We start from the raw sequence: 22,652 nt of genomic DNA on the forward strand, positions 1-22,652 counted from the left end.
TTCCAACACCATCACCAACATTACTGGAGTACAGAAATGATTAAAGAAACCAAACTAAGCCGCAGAAATCTGCTTAAGGGCGCGGCTGCCACGGCTGCTTTTGCAGGAGGATCCACTTTGGGTACCCCAATGATTTGGGCGCAGAACATCAAGGATGTAACCCTGCGTCAGATCGGAACAGGCGTTTCCAACCTGAATGAAATTGCCGAAAAAGTGAAAGAAGATCTTGGCTTTAACCTCACCATGACGGCCCTGGATACCGACAGCGCAGCGCAGCGCGTTGCCACCCAACCGGGCAGCTTTGACATTGCAGATATTGAATATATCTCTTGCAAAAAAGTTTGGCCTGCTGGGAATCTGCAGGCTATGGATGCCAGTAAATTGGACAATTATGACAAGATCGCACAGACCTTTAGATCTGGAAAGCTCACCCCCACCAGCACGATTGCACAGGGCACGGCGCCGCATACGGTTGGCTTTGTCGAAGGTCCCAACGGCAAAAGCTTTGCAGATCATGAATCCGGTTGGATGACCATGGTGCCGACAATTTACAATGCAGATACTCTGGGCATTCGCCCCGATCTCATCGGCCGGCCGATCGAAAGCTGGTCCGAGCTTTTGAACCCAGAATTCAAGGGCAAAGCCTCTATTTTGGATATCTCTTCGATTGGCATCATGGATATGGCAATGGTTTGTGAAGCAATGGGTGAGATCACCTATGGCGACAAAGGCAATATGACCAAAGAGGAAATCGATAAAACGATTGCGATTTTCACGGAAGCCAAGAAAAACGGCCAATTCCGCGCCTTCTGGAAAACCTTCGATGAAAGCGTCAATTTAATGGCAAGCGGCGAGGTTGTGATCCAATCTATGTGGGCACCAGCCATCACAGCTGTAAAATCGCGCGGAATCCCGTGCGTGTATCAACCCTTGAAAGAGGGCTATCGCAGCTGGGGCGGGGGCATAGGGCTTGCAGCCTCATTGTCAGGTATCGAAAAAGAAGCGGCTTATGAATATATCAACTGGTATCTCTCGGGTTGGGCCGGCGGGTTCTTGATGCGCCAAGGCTATTATTCAGCCGTCCCTGAAACCAGCAAAAACTTCATGACAGAAAATGAATGGGGCTATTGGTTCGAAGGCAAAGCCGCAACGGGTGATATTACCTCTCCATTTGGCGATAAACTGGCCGTAGCCGGCGAAAAGCGTGATGGTGGATCTTTCTATGATCGCATGGGCGCGGTGAAGTGCTGGAACTCTGTGATGACAGAAAACCAGTATATGGTGCGCAAGTGGAACGAGTTTATCGCGGCCTAAACCCCCACTGACAAGCAGAGGGTCCCAGCGCCATGCTGGGACCCTTCTTTACAAATTCAAAACCCTAAAAATTGCCTGGTTCAAAAATCTATGAGACGACATCTATTCTCCAACCCTCTGTGTATAAAAGCGGTTTTCTATGCGCGCTAATAACACGATGATTGGCTGGCTTCAGGCGGCGCCTTTGGCCATTATACTGGGCGGCTTCCTAGTGATCCCGATTATAATGATCGTTGTGGTCAGTTTTTGGGGTGCGACCGAATGGTCCATTTATCCCGCTTTTCAATTTGACAATTACGAATTTCTTTTTTCATCTTGGGTCACATATTCCGTCTTCCTCAAAACCTTTAAATACGCCCTTGTAACATGGGCATTAACGCTCCTTATTGGGTTTACGGTTGCGTATTTTCTGGCATTCCATGTGCGCAATTTGCCTTGGCAAATTGCCCTGTTTTTATTGTGCACGGTGCCGTTTTGGACATCAAACATCATCCGCATGATTTCTTGGATCCCGTTTTTGGGCCGTAATGGCATCGCCAATCAAACGCTTCTCAGTTGGGGTATTGTCGACGAACCACTTGAATGGCTGCTGTTTTCAGATTTCTCGGTGATTTTGGCCTTCGTTCACCTCTACACGCTTTTCATGGTGGTCCCAATTTTCAACTCAATGATGCGGATTGACCGCTCCTTATTAGAGGCGGCCACAGATGCGGGAGCCAATGGGCTTCAGACATTGTGGAACGTGGTGATCCCTCTTTGCAAACCCGGCATCATGATCGGAACGATCTTTGTGGTGACGTTGGTAATGGGGGATTTCATTACAGTGCGCTTCATGAGCGGCAGCCAAAGCGCCAATGTTGGGCGTTTGATTTCAAACGATATCGGCCTGTTGCTTTACCCGTCAGCCTGCGCAACGGCCGTGGTATTGTTGTGCACGGTGCTTATTATCATCGCGATTTTTCTTCGCCTCGTCGACATCCGAAAAGAGCTTTAACATGGCCCCACGTTCCTTGAGTTTTTACATATTGGCCGGGTTTTTCATTCTATTCGTCATCTTTCTTTATGGCCCTATCCTCACCATCGGCATTTTAAGCTTTCAAGGGCCGCAAGGTGGGCTGACCTTTCCCATGAACGGCCTGTCCTTCTATTGGTTTCGCGATTTGTTCGAACAACAAGCTGTTGGCGATATCTGGGGTAGCTTTCGCAGATCGCTGATCCTGGGCCTCGCCGTGATGATCACAACGGTTGTGGTCTCTGTGCTGGGCGGTCTGGCGTTTCGCAAACGCTTTAAAGGATCCACCATTCTATTTTATCTCACCGTCACGTCGCTGGTAATCCCGTCGATTTTGGTATCACTGGGCGTGGGGCTGATGTTTGATCAATTGGGGTTTACCGTGCATTGGAGCAGCTCGGGATTTGGCGCACAGTTAACATGGACGCTGCCCTTTGGTCTGCTGATTATGTTTGCAGTCTTCAACCGGTTTGACAAAAGCTATGAAGAAGCGGCCAGAGATCAAGGCGCAACAGCTTGGCAAACCTTCGCGCATGTGGTGTTGCCCATCATTGCGCCCTCTTTGCTGGGTGTGGCGCTGTTTGGATTTACGCTCAGCTATGATGAATTTGCGCGGACCCTCTTAACCTCCGGCAGCTATAACACTCTGCCGCTTGAAATTTTCGGCATGACGACCAACGTCACCACGCCGGTTCTCTATGCATTGGGCAGCCTGACCACGGGGTTTTCATTCATCATGATTGGTGTTTTCTTTTTAACGTTTTGGATCATGTCTTCGCGCAAGAAACGAGCCGGCTCTGATGCTGGCGATGGGATGTTGTAACGCGATGGCCGTGTATCTGATCAACCCAAATAGTACAAAAATCATGACGGAAAACGCGCTGCATGCCGCCCAAGCCGCCGCACCTGATCTGGAGTTTATTGGTTGGACTTCCCATAACGGCCCGTCAGTCATCGAAGGGCTTGAAGATGGTGCAGCAAGCATTCCCCCGCTGCTCATATTGGTTCAAAAAGCCTCGGATGCGGGGGCAGATGCAATAATAATCGCCTGTTTTGATGATACAGGCCTGAAGAAGGCAAAGGAAATTGCCCGATGCCCCGTCATAGGAATTGGACAGGCGAGCTATCACATGGCCTCACTTTTGGCCGAAAAAAGCGCAGTTATAACAACCGTTGAGGCAGCGGTTCCGATTCTTCAAAACAACATTTCCGCCTTGGGGTTCGCCGATCATATTCCGGTTGTAGAGGCCGCGAATATTGGCGTTGCTGAATTAGACACGGACACAGGAAAAGCTCTTCAAAAATTCAATGCAACAGCGCAGAATATTCAACTGACAGCACAAATAAACACGTTCATCTTGGGATGCGCGGGCGCTGTTCAAATTTCATCAGATTTTGCCTTAACGGGCGGATTTACCGCAATAGAACCCGTGAGCGCTGCGGCGCGGTTATGCCGCGCGATATCAGCGCGTCTCTAAGCACCGCATCGGGCCTCAGAATTTCTTATCCGCAGTAAAGGCAGAGCAAAATGGCACCAGATTGGCTTTGCCTTACAGGCTGAAACGCCCGAACAATTCTAATCTTAGCTGAAATTTAAACTGCTTTCGCGCAATATAGGCGCCATTGGCCTACAGAGCTTACGCATTTTTGGCAGGTTGCAAAGAGGCATGGCGGGTCATCATTTGCCGCCTAAAGAAGGCGACAATAAAGATAGCTGTCATGATTAAAATGATCGTAGGGGCCGGAGCGCTATCTATAAAAAAACTGGCATAGGTTCCCAGCAGCATCGACATCATGCACACGATCACAGATACGAAAAGCATTGAGGAAAACCTGCGGACCAGTAAGAATGCAATTGCCCCGGGCGCTATCAGAAGTCCGATTGCCAAAATAAGGCCTGCCGCAGACAGCGTGGCAATAATGGTTAAAGACAAAGCTGCCAACAAGCCATAATGTAAACCGTTCACCCAAAGCCCCGAGGCATAGGCCTGCGCAGGGTCAAAACTGTGCAACAGCCAATCTTTCCACTTCAACAGCAGTACAAGCCCAACACCCGCTGAAATCAGCCCCGATGTCCAAAGTTCATGCGGCTCTACCCCCAGCATATTTCCAAACAGGATATGATCCAGATGTGCCCCCGTCTCCACCCCCACATACAGCAGGATGCCCAGCCCAAACATGCCCGAAAATACCACCCCAATCACCGTATCCTGTTTCACGCGGCTATTGCTTGCCAGATAGCCAGTGGCCAAAGCGCAGGTCATGCCAGCGGCAAAGGCACCAATCAGCAAAGGAATTCCAAGAATAGAGGCCACAACAATGCCGGGCAAAATGGCATGGCTGACAGCATCGCCCATCAACGCCCAGCCTTTCATCACCAAGAAACAAGACAGCAATGCGGTGGGCACCGAAACAATGATCGAGATCAGAAAAGCGTTTTGCATGAATGCGAACTGAAACGGCAAAATAAGCGTGTTTACATCCATCACTTTTTTCCTGCAGCATGCGAGGCAAAATGCCCCTGCAGCGCATGTTTGGCTTTGCGTTTTGCGGCCAAAAGCCCATGCGCCGGAGCAAATACAAAAGCAATCAGAAAAATCAACGTCTGCAAAACCACGATGATAGCGCCAGTGGCCCCATCCAAAAAGAAACTAATATAGGCTCCAAAAAAACTGGTCAGCACGCCGATGGCAACCGAGGTCACGATCAAGCGTGAAAATCTATCACAAAGCAAATAGGCGGTTGCACCCGGCGTCACGACCAAAGCGATCACTAAAAAAGCACCGACGGTTTGCATGGCTGCCACCACCGATGCAGACAGTAAAACGAAGAAAATAGCTTTCAAAAGGCCAGGCCGAAGCCCGATTGTGCGGGCGTGGTTTTCATCAAAAAACGTCACCATCAAATCTTTCCACTTGGCCAGCAAAACAGCCAGGGAAACCAAGCTGATAAGCGCCAATTGCAGCGTATCTTGGGGTGTTATTGCCAAGATATTGCCCATCGTAATCACTTGAACCGACACGGATATCGGGTTGATTGAGACGATAAACAAACCCAACCCAAAAAAAGCGGTGAAAATCAATCCGATGATCACATCTGCCTTTAAACCCGATCGCTCGGATAAAAACAGCATGGCCCCGGCGGCCAAAGCGCCAGCAAGAAAGGCGCCAAGCGCGAATGGCAAGCCAAGAATATAGGCTCCCGCCACCCCTGGCACGACCGAGTGGGACAGCGCATCCCCAATCAACGACCAGCCTTTCAGCATCAGATAGGCTGATAAAAAAGCACAGACACCTCCCACCAGAGCAGACACCCACATCGCAGTCGCCATATAGCTATAGGTGAATGGCTGCAGCAAAAGGTCCATCAGCTATTCCCATCGGTCCGCTGCGTCTTGTCGCCATATTGAACAAATGGGCGTTCATCATCGGTAAAGATGGTGATCGCGCGGGCATCTGCATCCTCATGCAGCGCCTCACCCCCTAATGTGAAATGGCGCAACACCCCACCAAAAGCGGCTTCAAGATTTTCGCGGGTGAAGGTTGTTTCGGTTGGTCCATGGCTCAGCACAGTGCCCTTGACCAAAATCGTTCGGTCGCAAAATTCGGGCACCGATCCAAGGTTATGCGTCGAAACCAACATCACGCGCCCCTCGTCTCGCAATTCTTGCAATAACGCAATGATTTGTTCTTCTGTTTTGACGTCAACGCCAGTGAAAGGTTCATCCAGCAAAATCACTTGTCCATCCTGCGCTAAAGAGCGTGCGAGAAAAACCCGTTTGCGCTGCCCGCCCGACAACTCACCGATCTGGCGGGTTTTGAACGCCTGCATATTCACACGGCGCAAGGCCCTATCAACCGCGTCATAATCGATTTGCTTCGGGCGCCGCAAAAACCCCATATGACCATAACGCCCCATCATCACAACATCTTCGACCAAAACCGGAAACGCCCAATCCACCTCTTCGGATTGCGGTACATAAGCAACAAGATTTTTTGCCAAAGCCTGTTTCACGCTCTGACCAAGAATTTTAATAGTGCCCCTGGCGGCGGGAACAAAACCCATAATGGCTTTAAACAAGGTTGATTTACCCGCCCCATTCACGCCTACCAATGCGGTAACCGTGCCGCGCGGAACGTCAAAGCTGGCATCCCAAAGCGCGGTGTGCCCGCTGCGATAGGTCACCGTAACATCGCGCGCCGATATCCCAATATCCGCTGGATTGTTCAGATCATTTCGTGAACTTGGTAAGTCACTCATGGTATTGTCCCTTGCCACATGCGCTGGCGTATTTTCTGGCAAACCAACCGCCGCGCTTTGATCTATAGATCCGACCCCGATGGTTACATAGTCTAATTTGAGCCTCCCGACAGCCCTTTCACAACAGTGCTTGACGTAACCCTTAGAAGATCAAGATAGGTTGGGACTGCGCCAGAGGCTGCGCTCAGACTATCTACGTAAAGCACCCCCCCATACGCTGCGCCTGTTTCGCGGGCCACTTGCTGGGCGGGCGCCGCGTTGACTGTGCTTTCGCAAAACACGGCTGGGATGCCGTGTTTCCTGACGCCATCAATCACCTTGCGCACTTGTTGCGGTGTGCCAACTTGATCCGCGTTCATTGGCCATAAATATAATTCTTTCAACCCAAAATCGCGGGCAAGATAGCTAAAAGCCCCTTCGCAGGTTACCAACCATCGGCGCTGTTCGGGAATGTTTGCAAGCGCCGCACGCAACGGTTCAATGGTTCTGCGCAACTCACCTATATAAGCCTGCGCATTGGCGTTGTATATCGCCGCGTTATCAGGATCATGCTCGATAAAGGCGGCTCGAATATTGTTAATATAAATCACCGCATTGTCTAATCCCATCCAGGCATGCGGATTGGGTAAACCTGCATAGCTTCCGGATTTAATTGAAATGGGTGTGATTCCGTCGGTCAAGGTAACTGAGGGCACCTGTTTCAAGTTTTTAAAGAACTGTTCAAACCAAAGCTCCAAATTCATCCCGTTCCACAAGATCAGATCCGCATCTGAGGCCTTTACGATATCTTGCGGTGTCGGTTGATAGCCATGAATTTCAGCACCTGGCTTGGTAATCGAGACCACATCAGCAGCCTCGCCAGCAACATGTGCCGCCATATCGGCAAGCACTGTAAAGGTGGTCACCACTTTCAGTCGCGCCTCTGCCATTGCGCTTGTTGCGCTCAAACAGGCAAAGAGAGAAGCCGCCAGATACAAGACGCGTGTAAGCATGAAAGATCCTTTGCATGTCGCTCGCTTCTGTAAATGCGAATCACTTGCAACTGTCAAGCCTTATTGCGAGTTAATCGCAACAGCGCCATCATCGAATCACATGCCGCGCCAAATTGAAAATAAATGCACATGATTCATTTTTTTGTTTAAAACGTTGAACGCCGACAGTTGCCTAAGCGCCATCCCAGCGCCGCAACAACCAATACCATTGGTCCGGATTTTCCAATATCCGTTTTGACAGGCTGTCATTGAAAGCTTGGGTCATGGTTATGCTGTCCGAATGCGGAATTTCCGCTTCAAATTCAACATCAAATTCATTGCCATCGGCAATCCGCGTTCCAAAGGCCGGGATCATTGGAATACCATATTTAATCGCCAAATTTGCTGCCGAAAGCGAGGTCAACGCATCCCTGCCCAAAAAGGGAAGACGGGCACCGTTAGGATGTTTCTCATCTAACATAATGGCGATAACGCGCCCTGCTTTCAAATGCCGCACCAAAGCCCGTGTGCCGGCGCGCCCGGTCGACACGATTGGGTTTCCAGTTGCTTGAATGCCCGCCAATAATCGCCGTTGATAATGGCGATTGGCCTGCCGACGATAAACAGCACCAGTTTCTATACCGCGTTTTTTCAAAACCGCGCGGACCGCCTCCCACTGACCAAAATGACCCGAGACAACAATAGCCCCCTTGCCCGCTGCAAAGGCCTTCTCCAATGTTTGCAAACCCTCGCCTGACACGTGAAATTTATGCGAAGCGGCTTGAAATTCTGTCGAGTGATAAATTTCAAACAAGGTGCGCCCCATATGAACGCCCATACGCTGACAAATATCTAACCGTTGAGCACGAGGCATATCGGGAAAAATTTTCAAAAACTCGCGTTCAAACCAGCGCCGCGCCGGCGGGTACCAACGCAGCACCCAACCAATCGATACCCCCAAGGCCTGCGAACGCCGCGCGAAACTTCTTCCACGCGAAAACGTTATGGCCGACAATAAGGGCAGATATTTGAAGTGATGCCAGGTGGCTCTTATCGAACGAAATATCATCACTTCTTTTGAAGTTTTGCTGAAGAAATTTCCAGACTAAAAATACCATCCTATCGAAAAATTCCACTTTAATATGTTTTTGGGGCCTGATCTCAAATATGAAATGCTTGGACGCTTAAAATTAAATGAACAATTAATCGCCAGAGCGGGTTATTGCAGCTGTTCAATAGAATAGGTTGGCGGCTGGCAGGTTCGGTCCTTTAACAGGGTTTTTAGAACGATATCGTGATCGGCGTTGGAAAACGCACTGGCATAAAGCCCCTTCTGAATCAAAACGCTGTCCCATCCAACTGCCTGCGCACCGGCAATATCATGATCTAAACTGTCTCCAACCATCAAAAACCGCTGCGCCTTAAGAGAGGCCGATAAAGCCTGAAAAACTGGCCGATGCAGTTTTCCATAATAAATCACCCGCCCAGATCTTTGCGAATAGGCCCGCGCCAGCGCGCCGGCCGAGATTACCAAACCATCTGCGCGCGGAGAATGTTGATCTGGGTTCGAACAATAAATCGGCAAATCTGCGGCGAAAGCTTGATCCAAAACCGGCTGCCAATCTGCCAGTTTGGCCGCGTCTGGCAAGCCCATCAACAGCACCGCCTGCGCATTGTGCAACTCTGTCATTTCAATACTCAACCCTTCCGCCCAGGCCAATGCATCACCCTGCGCTCTTTCAATCGCAAAAAATTTACTCTGCGCGATTTTGCCCTGATCAATATCATGCCATAAAGCTTCGCCGCTGGTCATAATTTGATTGAACAGCCCATTTGAAAACCCCATATCGGCGATCCTCATGGCATTTGGCGCGGCGCGTTTGCCTGAATTTGAAAGAACGGATAAAGAATGCCCAGCCTCGGCGAGACCAACCAGACAGTCAATCGCGCCCGCATATGCACAACTGCCATCATGGAGAACCCCCCATTGATCAAAAATAATGGCGTCATATTTTTGCGCGATTTGCGCTAAACTGTTGATGCATTGGGTCATAACATAGATAATCCGTCGGTTTGGGCCATATTTTAACACTCAATATAGGCTCTATCACGGCATCGCAAATTAATGGGAATAACGGAAAAGCTGAATAATTGGATTTGGCAGAGACCCCCTAAGCCCCATCGGGGGTTTGACGATACCTTCTCTAGATCAAAGAAAAGACAGATTAGGCCGAACCATCTAGGCGCTAGGGCTCAGGCGGAAATTATGTCAGCTCTGGCGAGTGGATTGGATATGTTTGTCACCCATTTATCTACGTGGACGCGAATAAAGGCGGCCTCATAAAACCTCCGCCACGCAAGAGACTATTTTGTTTTGGGGTGATGAGACCGCGCATGCTTTATCGCTTTTATTTCAAAATCCCTGCAACGCGGCGCTGAATGCAAACCGCATAGATCTGGCGATCACCCAATCCCTTAAGGCCGCTTGCAACATCAAAAATAAGCTGCATACTCGTCTCGTTCGCAAACCATTTGGGATCAGTGTTGCAAATGCTCTGTCAATCCCGCTGCAGTTAATAATGGAAATTTTATGAAACGACTGATTTGTGGGGTGATTGCAAGTTGCCTCTTAGCGTCCGGCGCACTCGCTCAAACCCGCTACTTTTTATTCCCAAGCGAGGTACCCGCCTTCACCGCACAATACGCCCGTATGGTAAATGTTTTTGGAATTGCCCATTCCGTTCAAACCAGTGATGCGTATGGTATTCAATTTTCGCTTTCCGACAAAAGTGACTCAATCAACATTGTCTTTCCGGGACCATTACCAGAGGCGTTCGAAATGGGCAGCCCGGTTGTTGTTCAGGGCGAATTTGATGGTGAGCGTTTTAAGGCCACCACCATATTAGCACAATTTTCCAGCGAATATTTCCCCATAGCTGCGCTGGATGAATTGCGATCGTACGGCGTATTAATTGATAAGGACTGAGCCTGTCTAAATTGCGCCTGTCACGTTATGTTGCGGCCCGAAACTATGCTGGGCTGCCAGTATAGACAGGCATCATATATCTTTTCAGATTATCAAAAAACCGCCTGACCCAGCGCCGTATAGCTGGCTGAGCTAAAAAACAATCCGCCCTGCTTCGCCAAAACGCAACCTACGCGAAAAGGCTTTCGCTAATGCGCCGCGCAGCGGATTGGAGCAGGTCTTTGCTCTTGATAGCATCGGGAATATTCACGCGCTGCGTTGGACCATGAAAGGCAAGCGCCGCAATATAGCGATTTTTCGGATCCGTGACAGGCACCGCAATCGCAACCATATCATCCATAAATTCTTCTTGATCGAGCGCGTAGCCATTCTTTCGGACCTGAGCAATCTCAGTTAAAAGAGTTGCTGTCGAAACATGGGTATTTTGGGTCATCGCTTGCAAATGCAGCGTCGCTAAAAAGCTTTTCAGTTTCGCCATCGGAAGGCTCGCCAAAAATGTCTTGCCACTGGCAGTACAATGAAAGGGCACGCGCGAGCCGATTGGCAATTGGATCCGAAACGCCCAGCGGGTTTCGACGCGATCCAAATAATCCATACCGGTTTCACGCGGCACCGCGAAATTCACAGTTTCCCCAACCTCTTGCGCAACATCCAATAATATTTGCCGCCGCATGATGTGATCGCGCGAATTATAAAGCAACCCCGCGCCAATTTCGCGCAAACGGCGCGCAACTTGATATTTTTTACTGTTGCTAGGACGGGTGATAAACCCAAACTCTTCCAGCGTGGCGCATAAGCGATGTACGGTCTGTTTGGGAAGGTTCAACACAGTATTGATCTCAGTCGCCGTCATAGGGCGATCACTTTTGCCCAGCACTTCAAGGATCAATAAAGTACGCAAATTGCTTGGAGTTTCTGTCGGGCTCTGCATGAGGGCTCAAACCGGTTTTCTTCAAGAAAGTGATTTACATATGTCTCGAATCATAGTTAGCATAAATTTTGCATAAATTCGAGAATAAAAGTCTCATTATTTGATATTTAGGGTAATATGAGGTTCGATTACGTCATTGTTGGTGCGGGTTCCGCAGGATGCGCCCTTGCAAATCGCCTATCAGAAGATGGGCGGTATACGGTTGCGTTGATCGAAGCTGGGCCGCGCGATACCAGCCCTTGGATCCATATTCCGGTTGGCTATTTTCGAACCATGGGCAATCCCAAAATGGATTGGTGTTACGAAACCCAGAAAGATGTTGGGATCGCCAATCGCTCGATCCCCTGGCCGCGTGGACGGGTCCTTGGCGGCTCCAGTTCGATTAACGGCCTTCTCTACGTGCGCGGCCAAGCACAAGATTATGATGGCTGGGCGCAGATGGGTTGCACGGGCTGGAGCTGGAGCGATGTTCTTCCCTATTTCATACGGTCCGAAACCTGGGAAGGCACGGATCAAACCGGGCTGCGCGGAAAATCAGGGCCGCTTTCGGTTCAAAACTCAAGATTAACGCGAGATGTGGTTGATAAATGGGTCGATGCCGCGGTGGATGCCGGATATAAGCGTAATCCCGATTATAACGGCGCCGATCAGGAAGGCGTTGGATATTTTCAGCTGACCATGAAAGGGGGTCGGCGTTGTTCTTCCGCTGCAGCTTATTTGACCCCCGCGCGTACGCGCAAAAACTTGAGCATTATCACCGATGCGCAGGTCGAAAAAGTGGTGATCGCTGAAGGGCGTGCCATTGGTGTACAACTTCGCCGACATCAGCGGGTTGAAACGATTTCGGCAAGCGCCGAGGTGATCCTTAGTGCCGGGGCCATCGGCTCGCCGCAGCTTCTCATGCTCTCGGGCATTGGCGCCGGGGGCGAACTTAGCGCGCATGGCATAGAGGTTATATCAGATCTTCCTGGCGTAGGTAAAAACCTACAGGATCATCTGCAGGCCCGTCCGGTTTTCAAAACCACGCTCAGCACCGTGAATACCGAAATCAACAGCTACTTAAAAAAAGGCTTGATTGCGGCCAAATACGCGTTCACGCAGCGCGGCCCAATGACGATGGCCGCCAGTCTTGGAACCGGCTTCCTAAAAACCGAAGCGCATTTAGAAACGCCAGATATCCAATTTCATATTCAGCCCTGGAGTGCATTAAAACCCTCGGATGGGCCGCATAAATTCTCGGCCTTCACCGCTTCCGTTTTGCAACTGCGCCCCGAAAGCGCTGGGCATTTAACGCTGAGCTCGGCCAATATCGACGATCACCCAGAAATTCATCCAAATTATCTGTCCACGGACACAGATTGCCGCACTATCGTGAAAGGCATTCAAATCGCACGCCGCATCGCGCAGTCAGAACCGCTAAAATCTCATATCACGGAAGAATATGCCCCCGGGGTCGGGGTCGCCCTAGAGGATGAGGTGGCCACGCTGGATTGGGCGCGTCAAACATCCGTGACGATTTACCATCCAACCGGCACCTGCAAAATGGGCATCGACCCGATGGCGGTTGTGGATCCGTCGCTAAAAGTAAAGGGCATTCGCGGCTTGCGCGTTGCTGATGCCTCAATCATGCCGCGCATAGTCAGCGGCAACACGAATGCACCTGCGATCATGATCGGCGAAAAAGCCAGTCAGCTGGTGTTGGAGGATGCATCATGACTTTTGTAACCCCGCTTCATAAAGTGGATATCATGGTCAATCATGAATAAAACCCACTTTCATTTTCTGTCAGGACAATCCCCTCGGCCATGGCAGCGATCAATAACGATATGAGGGAAACATCATCAAGGGAGGAAAATTGATGTTTAATCTTAAAACCCTAAGCGTGGGCACAGCAGCCCTTACGCTGATGGCATCAGCTGCATTTGCTGAAACCACCATCCGGATCCAATCCGTGCTTGGAAACTCAACTGACGAAGTCTACATGCTTCAAAGCTTTGCAGATGATGTTGAAGCCCTGACAGCCGGATCGGTCAAGATTGAAATCTTGCCTGCGGGCGCGGTTGTTGGCCCACGCGACATTATGGATGCCGTAGATGCCGGCTTGGTGGAAGGTGGCTTTGCTTGGACCCATTATTGGGGCGGAAAGCATCCGGCCGCCAACCTATTTGGCGCGCCTATTGCCGGTGCCGGTGTTGGCCTTGACGCGATGTCATTCCTATCATGGTTCCAATATGGTGGTGGCCGTGAACTATACGATCGCCTGTGGGATGAAATGGGCGTCAATGTAAAAGGCTTTATGCTGCAACCCGTTGGCCCAGAAGCTCTGGGTTGGTTCCCCGAAAAAATCGCAACGATGGATGATTTCCGTAAACTGCGCTTCCGGGCTCCTCCCGGAATGGTAGGCGCCGCCTATAACGAAATCGGTGTTGCCGCCGTTGCGATGGGGGGAGGAGACATTCTTCCGGCCCTTGAAAAAGGCGCTATTGACGCGGCAGAATGGTGCTGCCCAAAGCCGGACTCTGTTTTTGGGTTCCAAAAAGTGTTAAAGCATTACTATCTGCAAGGCCTTCATCAGGTTGTTGTAAATGCTGACCTTTACCTCAATGGCGACGTCTATGACGGGCTTTCAGCAACTGAGAAAAAAGCGATTGAAGTTGCCGCGAATGCCTCTTTGTCAAAAGCTCAGTCTTATCGTATTTACTCGAACGGACAGGCGCTTAAAGACTTAACCGAAAACCATGGTGTTATTTTAGAAGATACACCGGCCGATTATTTCACCGAATATATGGCCGCGGCCAAGAAGCTTCTTGAAGAAGCCTCAGCTGAAAACGAATTCTTTGCAGAAGTTTGGCAATCTCAAAAAGATTTCGCCGATGTGGCCGTGCCGTTCTGGGCAGGTGCACAGGCGTCAAATGCCAGCTTAGGCAAAGCGCATGCCGATACGCTGAAGTAATTCCTAAACACACAAAACGGGGCCCTTCGGGGCCCCAACCTTCATTTTTGGTAAAACCCGAAGGCTTTTCCAAAAATGAAGGCTCCTTTGACAAAAAGGACCACATAGGAAGGGAGAACGGGCGTGGCTGATGAGATTGCACCCGAAGAGCTAGAGATTGCAGATGAGTTGATCGCAGAGCGCCGCACCGAGCGTCCTGGCGAAACTCCCGAAGATATGACGCCCTGGCAACGCCCGATCACCGGATTTATCGATCTGTTAAATGATTGGGCCGGCAAGCTTCTTTGCTTGTTAATGGTTCCGTTAATCGGGGTGGTTGTTTTCGAAGTGATTTCGCGCAATGCTTTTGGCATTATGGCCAGCTATGGCTGGGATGACACGGCGCGCGCGCTCGGGCTTGGGCCCACGCTATTTGCCTATGACATCAGCCGTATGATCGCGGGTGTGCTGTTTATGGGCGCCGCCGGCTACGGCCTGATGCGGGGCGTGCATATCCGTGCTGATTTCCTGTATCGCAATTGGACCGACAAAACCCAAGCAACCGTTGATGCCTTTCTTTATATGGCGTTTTTTATCCCATCTATGATTTTTTTCACCATCATCGCGGCGCAATATTGGGAATTGGCCTACCGTACGGGTGAAACCGCTTTTGATAGCCCGTGGGAGCCCCTTCTTTGGCCAGCGCGCCTGGCCATGCCTGTGGGTGGTTTGCTGCTCACCTTGCAAGGTATTCCCGAATTGTTCAGAGCCCTCCACAAAATGGGAAAAGAACGCGAGAGGCGATTTGTCCAAGCCCTACCGTTTTATCTACTCGCCTTGATTTGGCTGACAATGGCCGTGTTTGCTCCAGAGGCAACGCCGGGCGGAGACTGGTTTACAGATATAATGTCAGCCCGCCCCGGCCTTTCCAAACCAACCATCGGTTTGATCATGCTCACAGCGATGATTTTCGTGATCTTCATCGGTTTCCCAATTTCATTCACGCTTATTTTCCTAGCTTTTGTATTTGGTATTTGGGGATCAAACTTTAAGCTCACCACGCTGCTGATGACGCTGAATACAAATTCAACAATGTTAAACGATCAGTTGATGGCAGTGCCACTTTTCATCCTGATGGGAATCGTAATGGAAGCCGCCGGTTTGATGGAACGATTGTTCACATCCATCCAGATGATCATGTCACGGGTGCGCGGGTCGCTTTACATCGCGGTGCTGATCGTTTCTACGATCTTTGCTGCAGCCACAGGGATCGTTGGCGCCTCTGTGACGCTTCTTGGGATCATGGCAGGTGCCACAATGAACCGCTCCGGTTACAATGTACAGCTGGCAGCAGGGACCATAACGGCAGGCGGCACATTGGGCATTTTAATACCGCCCTCAATTATGCTGATTGTGATGGGGCCAGTTCTTGAAGTGTCAACGCTCGATTTATTCCGCGGCGCGTTCATTCCCGGTGCCGTATTGGCAATGCTATACCTGCTCTATACATTGGGTCGGTGCTGGCTCAACCCCGAGTTAGGCCCTGTGTTATCCGAAGACGCGCAACCCAAAACCTCTGATTTTTATGGGGCAGAAATAGCGCTAATTTCGATGGGCGTTCTAACCATCTGCCGGGTTTTTGGGTTGGGCCTTGGAGGTGCATTTGGCGGCCTTCTGCCATTTGGTGGCTTGATTGTTTTAGGCGGCGTAATGGTTTTGACCTATCGCGCCTATCGCAATCTAAGTGTGCTGCGCATCGCGCTGCCAATAACGGTTGTATTTCATGCTTACATGGTTGCTGCGAATTGGGAGGACGGCCTTCCATGGGTTTCGCTGCTATTACTGGCCTTCATCGTTCTGCTCGCGGCGCTGGCCATGCCAATCTATCGCAGCGATGCCGAAACCAGGTTTGAATTCTCAGAGCTTTGGGACGAATTTTTCGCAGGCCTGATGCCTCCAACAATTTTGATCTCTTTCGCATTGGGCTCTATTCTACTGGGGTTTGCAACACCGGCAGAAGCTGCTGCCATGGGCGCATTTGGCGCCATTCTCTTATCGCTGATCTACCGCAAATTCACAGTCTCGGGCTTTTTTGACAATCTTATCAAATCGCTTGAAATCACCGTATTGATCATGTTTTTGGTGGCTGCCTCAAACTTTTTTGGCGCAGAGTTTTCATCGCTTGGCACGCCGAAAATGATGACCGAGATGTTGCTTGGGTTAGACATGTCACCCTATCTGATATTGATCCTGGTGATGGCGCTGATTTTCCTTTTAGGATGGCCATTGGAATGGGTGCCGATTGTGTTGATCGTAGTTCCGGTTTTGCTGCCAACCGTGGAGAAGCTTGAACTTCACGGCCTTGATCGCTACGACCTGATGGTGTGGTTCGGAATTCTGGTTGCAGTGAATTTGCAAACAGCATGGCTATCCCCGCCAGTGGCCTTATCCGCCTATTTCCTTAAGGGCGTGGTTCCGAATTGGGATTTGAAAGATATCTATCTGGGTATGATGCAATTCATGGTAATCCAACTTATCGGATTGATCCTTATTCTCATTTTCCCACAAATCGTTCTCTGGCTGCCCAATCAAGTGTTTGGTCAATAGGTGCTGCAATGAGTAGATCCACTCTCTCCTATCAAAAATGGCCGTTGATCGTGACTGTTGTTGGCCTTGGCCTGTCTGGCTGGTTGGGCTGGGCAACAACCGGAACGGTTTCAGGGGTGCTCGGGTTCCTATTTGTTGGCGCTATTTTGGCCGCATTAGAAATCGCCTTGTCTTTTGACAACGCCATTGTAAATGCCAACAAACTTGAAGAGATGACGCCGGTTTGGCAACGGCGGTTTCTTACCTGGGGGATTTTGATCGCTGTTTTTGGCATGCGCATAATCTTTCCCTTGGCGATTGTGGCCATTTTTGCCTGGATCAACCCTTTCGCCGCAATCCATTTGGCCTTGGCCGACCCAGAAAAATATTCGCATATCATTGAACAAGCGCATGGCCCAATATCTGCTTTTGGCGGTACTTTTTTAATGATGGTTGCGCTGAAATTCTTTGTGGATGAAGAAAAATCGGTCGATTGGATCGTGGGGCTTGAAACGCGGCTTCGGCGCATGGGATCAATTCGCGGTTTAGAAATCACCTTTGTCCTGATCATCATCATTGCGATTTGCCAATTCTTGCCAGAATATAAACAGGCGGCCTTCTTAATGTCGGCAATAATGGGATTATTGGTCTTCATGCTTGTCGATGGGTTGGGTGCTTATCTCGACAATGTTGCCAGCAACACCGCCGCCATTGGTGCGCGCGGCGGATTGGGCGCGTTCTTATATCTTGAGGTTTTGGATGCCAGCTTCTCATTTGACGGCGTGATCGGAGCCTTTGCGCTGACCACAAATATCCTTTTAATCGCGATAGGTCTGGGCATTGGAGCGATGTATGTGCGCTCGATGACGATCATGCTTGTAGAGCGTAAAACTCTGGCAGAATTCAGATATTTGGAACATGGGGCGTTTTATTCTATTTTTGCTCTATCGATTATCATGTTTCTGCAATCCCTGTTTCACGTCCCGGAAGTATTAACCGGCGGGATCGGCGTGTTTCTTATCGGCCTCGCCTTTTATAAATCCATTCAACATAACAAATCAGGTGCTGTACATGAGGATGCAGCGATAGGAGCCGAATAATGACCGTCAAATATCTTAAGAAAGCTCCTCTTCATTCTCGAAGCGATGCCACCGAAACGCGCGATATAGTGCGCAAAATTCTAGATGAGATTGAGGCAGGCGGTGATGAAATAGCTCTAGAATACGCAGCAAAATTTGACAATTATCAGGGCTCCATACTGCTGTCTGCAGAGTCAATTAAGACGGCTTCGGCGCTGGTGGCTGATAAGATGAAGCGCGATATCGAATTTGCGCATGCCAATGTTAAAAAATTTGCGGAAGCCCAAAAATCAACCGTCGCTGATTTTGAAACAGAGGTTGTGCCCGGATTAATCGCAGGGCAAAAAGCGATCGCGGTGAACGCCGCCGGCTGCTATATCCCCGGGGGCCGCTACAGCCATATTGCCAGCGCCATCATGACGGTGACCACAGCCAAGGTCGCAGGCTGTAAAAACATTATCGCCTGCTCTCCACCGCGGCCGGATATAGGCGTTGCCCCCGCGATCATATATGCTGCGCATATTTCGGGTGCGGATAAAATTTTGGCTATGGGCGGCGTGCAAGGCGTTGCCGCGATGACGTTTGGGTTATTTGGGCTGCCCAAAGCTAATATTCTTGTTGGGCCGGGAAACCAATTCGTTGCCGAAGCCAAACGCATGCTTTTTGGCCGCGTTGGCATTGATATGATCGCAGGACCAACAGATAGCCTGATTCTGGCCGACGCGCATGCAGATGCAGATATCGTTGCAGCCGATCTTGTCGGCCAGGCTGAGCATGGCTATAACTCCCCGGTTTGGCTGGTGACCGATGATCGCGCGCTGGCTGAAAAGGTAATGCTGTTGGTGCCCGCGTTGATCGAGGATCTGCCAGAGCTTAACCGCGATAATGCCTACGCCGCTTGGCGCGATTATGCGGAAATTATACTCTGCGACACACGAGAGGAAATGGCCGCCACATCGGATGCCTATGCACCCGAGCATCTGACCGTCCAAGCGCAAGATCTCGATTGGTGGCTCAATCGCCTTAGCTGTTATGGCTCGCTGTTCTTGGGCGAAGAAACCACGGTCGCCTTTGGGGATAAGGCATCGGGCACAAATCACGTTTTACCCACATCCGGCGCCGCAAGCTATACGGGTGGATTAAGCGTTCATAAATATATGAAAATCGTCACTTGGCAGCGCGCAACGCGCGAAGGATCAAAGCCCGTTGCAGAGGCCACAGCGCGAATTTCTCGGCTTGAGGGTATGGAAGGGCATGCCCGCACAGCTGATATTCGTCTCAGAAAGTATTTTCCAAATGAGAATTTCGATTTAACCGCCGCAGACGATATTTAACCCCTTTGCGACGCGGGTTCTTATTGCGCAAATCGGTGCAATAGGCCCGTAAAGATGGTAAGCTTAAGCCTAGCTTTTCAAACCCAATTGGGCCTGCAAGGTCCATTCATCCTGTGAATGCGTCTTAAGGCAATCAAAACCCGCGCAAAAATAGACAAGGCATGACCCGCAGCAATGATCCCTTGGATAGCAGAGCAAAAGCCCTGATATTCTTATGGGACATGATGTTTCAGACTACTTTATTTTTGAAAAGAGTTACACTTCCATGAGCAATCGTAATGTCAGAAATTGGAAATATACCCTCCGTCATTTATCACGACAAAGATATAGATTTTCTGAAACAGTTCAGAACGCTTGGAGGGGCACCTAAGTTAAAAACCATTTAAGCCGCGCCGTACTGGACTGTACTTATGCCACATCCCAGCGGCTGGTATAATGATCGTTTAGTTGCCAAAATCGCTGTGAATAATATAAAAAAACCAGTTGATGCGACACTTGAAGAAATCAAAAACGCCAGAGACCGTTTGTGGCTCAGCCAATCTCGATTTGCGCGTGCGCTGGGTTTCGGCGGTAATGACAATACCGTTTAGAAATTATCTTCTGATGGGAAAAAAACCGTAAAGCGGATGATTGTGCAAACCGTTCAGAAAATGCGCGCTGTGGTGACCGAAGATGAGCTCGAAAAATGGACAACTCATCGCGGTAGAAGCTCAATGCTTGAAGTTCGAGCCTTTGCTAAACTTTAAAATCAACGCGGCCACTTTTGGAAGGGTGCAGTTTCAAAAGTGACTTCACGACCCGGTTGCTTCGCGCCAATGGCGGCGGCAGAGAGACAGGTAGGTTTCATTACCGCCAATTTGCACTTGTGCGCCTTGCGTTATCACCTGACCCGTCTCATCTTGCCGGATCACCATCGTGGCTTTTTTACCGCAATGACAGATGGTTCTGATTTCTCGCATTTCATCCGCAAGCGCCAAAAGAGCTGCCGAGCCGGGAAACAGTTGACCCTGAAAATCAACCCGCAAGCCATAGCACATCACCGGAACCTTCAAATCATCTACAGCCCGTGCCAATTGCCAAACCTGACTGTGCTCGAGGAACTGCGCTTCATCGATGAAGATACAATCGCAGGGGCGAGCTGACAGGCGGCGCTCAATTTTTTGATATAAATTCTCACCGGTTGCGAATGTGTCAGCGGCTTTTTCTACTCCGATCCGCGATGCGATTTTTCCTTCACCTGCGCGGTGGTCAAACTGCGCGGTTAACAAATAGGTTTTCATCCCTCGTTCGAGATAGTTATGCGCTGCTTGTAACAATAAGGTCGATTTACCTGCATTCATCGTAGAATAATGAAAATAAAGTTTCGCCATAATTTTCTCAGCTCCACAGATCAGCTTTCACGGTTCGATCGCGTTTGCCTGGCCCTGACCGTTTTGCATCAACGACGAACAAACCGCGCTGGCGCAGAATGGACAGGGCAACCAGCAAAGGTTTTAATGCCCGCTTTCCAAAATTCCGGTACGCACAGAATAATTCACCGCCAGCGCATAATCCGGGTCATCCTCGCTATCAACCATCAGATGGCCAGCCTTGCTGAGCAAACGGTGGCAATCGCGGCTGAGATGACGCAATTGAATGCGCTTTCCAGCCCCCTCATATTTTGCTGCCACGGCTTCGATCGCCTGAAGCGCCGATTGATCCACCACCCGACTATCCGCAAAATCGACGACCACCGTATCTGGATCTTCATCTGGTGTGAATAATTCAACGAACCCATCAGATGAGCCAAAAAACAAAGGTCCCTGAATGCGATAGGATTTGCTGCCATCTTGATTGATTTCTTCATGAGCATGGATCCGGCGCGCGTTGTTCCACGCATAAGCCAAGGCCGAAACAATCACTCCAACGACCACCGCAACTGCGAGATCAGACAGAACCGTCACGATGGTGACCAAAACCGTAACGAAGGCATCTGTAAAAGGCACGCGGCGCAAAATCGTAAGCGAGTTCCACGCGAAGGTTCCAATCACCACCATGAACATCACCCCGACAAGCGCGGCCAAAGGGATCATTTCGATGATGCTTGAGCCCACCAAAATAAACAGCAGCAAGAATAAAGCCGCTGCGATCCCGGCGATCCGCGTGCGTCCACCCGAGCGCACATTGATCATCGACTGCCCGATCATCGCGCAGCCTCCCATCCCGCCAAAAAACCCGGTCACGGTATTTGCTACACCTTGCGCAACGCATTCTTGGCTGGCGCCGCCGCGTTTATTGGTCATCTCGCCCACAAGGTTTAGGGTTAAAAGGCTTTCGATCAAACCAATCGCGGCCAAAATGATTGAATACGGCAAGATGATTTGAAAGGTTTCCCAACTCAGCTCAACTCTGGGAAAATGGAAGCTGGGCAGCCCACCTTTGATGGACGCCATATCGCCCACTCTGGGCACATCCAACCCGAAGCCAATCACCACAGCGGCGACAATACCAATGCCCGCCAAAGGCGCTGGAATAATTTTTGTCACGCGCGGCATGATGTAAATAATACCCATCGTAAGCGCCACAAGACCCAACATGGTGATCAAGGGAGTTCCGCTTAACCATTCTCCACCAAAAGCCCCATGCCCGCCAATTTCCATCGTACCTGGCACTTTGAACTGGGTGAGCTGCGCAAGAAAAATAACAATCGCCAATCCGTTTACAAAGCCCAACATCACCGGATGCGGCACCAACCGGATAAATTTCCCCCATTGCATGACACCGGCAAAGATTTGTAAAACCCCCATCAGCACCACGGCGGCGAACAGATATTCAACACCATGCTGTGCAACCAGGGCGACCATCACAACCGCCAGCGCCCCCGTTGCGCCAGAAATCATCCCAGGGCGCCCCCCCATCACCGCCGTGATCAATCCTACCAAAAACGCCGCATAAAGCCCAACCAACGGGTGAACCCCAGCCACGAAGGCAAAAGCCACCGCTTCGGGAATGAGAGCCAGGGCCACGGTGAGACCAGAGAGCAATTCGATACGCAACCGCGCCGCGCTCAATCCTTCATCATTCATCACGTTCAAATCGGGCATGGTCAAATTGGCAAAAGAGCCGAGGATGGCACGTTTCATAAGCTTATCCAAATCGCTGGGAGTGTGTTCAAAAAGTCCATTAACGCATTTTTTCCAAAGAGAACAGCCTAGTTGTGCCTGCGGCAGCGTTACAACGGGCCCGCCCTGCAGCGCGGCGCATCTAT

At 50.3% G+C, this 22,652-nt stretch carries 19 protein-coding genes; 10 read left to right on the plus strand and 9 right to left on the minus strand.

Features of this window, described 5'->3' with window-relative positions; translation table 11 throughout:
* Nucleotides 1-39 precede the first annotated feature (39 nt).
* The 4 genes from GN241_13875 to GN241_13890 all read left to right on the plus strand — a co-directional run bounded on the left by GN241_13875 (nt 40) and on the right by GN241_13890 (nt 3,804).
* Entirely contained in the window at nt 40-1,314 is a 1,275-nt protein-coding gene (locus GN241_13875) for an extracellular solute-binding protein (GenBank protein ID XAT59292.1), read from the plus strand.
* Between the two features lie 139 nt (nt 1,315-1,453).
* The gene (locus tag GN241_13880; protein XAT58352.1) at nt 1,454-2,308 is read left to right on the plus strand and encodes an ABC transporter permease; all 855 of its coding nucleotides are present in this window, start codon (nt 1,454-1,456) and stop codon (nt 2,306-2,308) included.
* 1 nt (nt 2,309) lies between these two features.
* Entirely contained in the window at nt 2,310-3,149 is an 840-nt protein-coding gene (locus GN241_13885; GenBank protein ID XAT58353.1) for an ABC transporter permease subunit, read from the plus strand.
* On the plus strand, nt 3,127-3,804 hold the full coding sequence (locus tag GN241_13890) for a HyuE hydantoin racemase (GenBank protein ID XAT58354.1): 678 nt from the start codon (nt 3,127-3,129) through the stop codon (nt 3,802-3,804). The genes GN241_13885 and GN241_13890 overlap by 23 nt, the downstream gene beginning before the upstream one ends.
* 159 nt (nt 3,805-3,963) lie before the next feature.
* Here GN241_13890 and GN241_13895 read toward each other — a convergent pair whose 3' ends face one another.
* The 6 genes from GN241_13895 to GN241_13920 all read right to left on the minus strand — a co-directional run bounded on the left by GN241_13895 (nt 3,964) and on the right by GN241_13920 (nt 9,610).
* Nucleotides 3,964-4,812, minus strand: a complete 849-nt coding sequence (locus GN241_13895) for an iron chelate uptake ABC transporter family permease subunit (protein XAT58355.1) — start codon at nt 4,810-4,812, stop codon at nt 3,964-3,966.
* Nucleotides 4,812-5,693 (minus strand): iron chelate uptake ABC transporter family permease subunit, encoded by an 882-nt coding sequence (locus GN241_13900; protein ID XAT58356.1) that lies wholly within the window; start codon nt 5,691-5,693, stop codon nt 4,812-4,814. The genes GN241_13895 and GN241_13900 overlap by 1 nt, the downstream gene beginning before the upstream one ends.
* Nucleotides 5,693-6,586 (minus strand): manganese/iron ABC transporter ATP-binding protein, encoded by an 894-nt coding sequence (locus GN241_13905; GenBank protein XAT58357.1) that lies wholly within the window; start codon nt 6,584-6,586, stop codon nt 5,693-5,695. The genes GN241_13900 and GN241_13905 overlap by 1 nt, the downstream gene beginning before the upstream one ends.
* Nucleotides 6,587-6,678: 92 nt before the next feature.
* A complete protein-coding gene (locus GN241_13910) occupies nt 6,679-7,578 on the minus strand; it encodes a zinc ABC transporter solute-binding protein (protein ID XAT58358.1) in 900 nt (299 codons plus the stop codon).
* Between the two features lie 172 nt (nt 7,579-7,750).
* A complete protein-coding gene (locus tag GN241_13915; protein XAT58359.1) occupies nt 7,751-8,626 on the minus strand; it encodes an acyltransferase in 876 nt (291 codons plus the stop codon).
* A 150-nt stretch (nt 8,627-8,776) separates the two neighbouring features.
* A complete protein-coding gene (locus GN241_13920) occupies nt 8,777-9,610 on the minus strand; it encodes a TIGR01459 family HAD-type hydrolase (GenBank protein XAT58360.1) in 834 nt (277 codons plus the stop codon).
* Between the two features lie 537 nt (nt 9,611-10,147).
* On the opposite strand from GN241_13920, the gene GN241_13925 reads away from it, so the two are divergent.
* Nucleotides 10,148-10,543 (plus strand): hypothetical protein, encoded by a 396-nt coding sequence (locus GN241_13925; protein ID XAT58361.1) that lies wholly within the window; start codon nt 10,148-10,150, stop codon nt 10,541-10,543.
* A gap of 169 nt (nt 10,544-10,712) precedes the next feature.
* Here the strand turns inward: GN241_13925 and GN241_13930 are convergent, their stop codons facing one another.
* On the minus strand, nt 10,713-11,474 hold the full coding sequence (locus GN241_13930) for a helix-turn-helix domain-containing protein (GenBank protein XAT58362.1): 762 nt from the start codon (nt 11,472-11,474) through the stop codon (nt 10,713-10,715).
* A 117-nt stretch (nt 11,475-11,591) separates the two neighbouring features.
* Here GN241_13930 and GN241_13935 point away from each other — a divergent pair, with 117 nt between their 5' ends.
* From GN241_13935 to hisD, 5 genes are all read left to right on the plus strand, one after another.
* Complete coding sequence (locus GN241_13935; GenBank protein XAT58363.1) at nt 11,592-13,190, plus strand: choline dehydrogenase; 1,599 nt, start codon at nt 11,592-11,594, stop codon at nt 13,188-13,190.
* 142 nt (nt 13,191-13,332) lie between these two features.
* Nucleotides 13,333-14,427, plus strand: coding sequence for a C4-dicarboxylate ABC transporter substrate-binding protein (locus tag GN241_13940; GenBank protein XAT58364.1), 1,095 nt, complete (start codon nt 13,333-13,335; stop codon nt 14,425-14,427).
* Nucleotides 14,428-14,643: 216 nt separating this feature from the next.
* The gene (locus GN241_13945) at nt 14,644-17,013 is read left to right on the plus strand and encodes a TRAP transporter large permease subunit (protein XAT59293.1); all 2,370 of its coding nucleotides are present in this window, start codon (nt 14,644-14,646) and stop codon (nt 17,011-17,013) included.
* A gap of 8 nt (nt 17,014-17,021) precedes the next feature.
* A complete protein-coding gene (locus tag GN241_13950; protein XAT58365.1) occupies nt 17,022-18,092 on the plus strand; it encodes a DUF475 domain-containing protein in 1,071 nt (356 codons plus the stop codon).
* Nucleotides 18,092-19,405, plus strand: coding sequence for a histidinol dehydrogenase (gene hisD / locus GN241_13955; protein XAT58366.1), 1,314 nt, complete (start codon nt 18,092-18,094; stop codon nt 19,403-19,405). The genes GN241_13950 and hisD overlap by 1 nt, the downstream gene beginning before the upstream one ends.
* A gap of 791 nt (nt 19,406-20,196) precedes the next feature.
* Here hisD and GN241_13960 read toward each other — a convergent pair.
* Nucleotides 20,197-20,775, minus strand: coding sequence for a thymidine kinase (locus tag GN241_13960; protein XAT58367.1), 579 nt, complete (start codon nt 20,773-20,775; stop codon nt 20,197-20,199).
* 123 nt (nt 20,776-20,898) lie between these two features.
* Complete coding sequence (locus tag GN241_13965) at nt 20,899-22,527, minus strand: STAS domain-containing protein (GenBank protein ID XAT58368.1); 1,629 nt, start codon at nt 22,525-22,527, stop codon at nt 20,899-20,901.
* Nucleotides 22,528-22,652 lie beyond the last annotated feature (125 nt).

Source organism: Rhodobacteraceae bacterium IMCC1335 (genome assembly GCA_039640495.1).
GTDB lineage: Bacteria > Pseudomonadota > Alphaproteobacteria > Rhodobacterales > Rhodobacteraceae > Thalassovivens.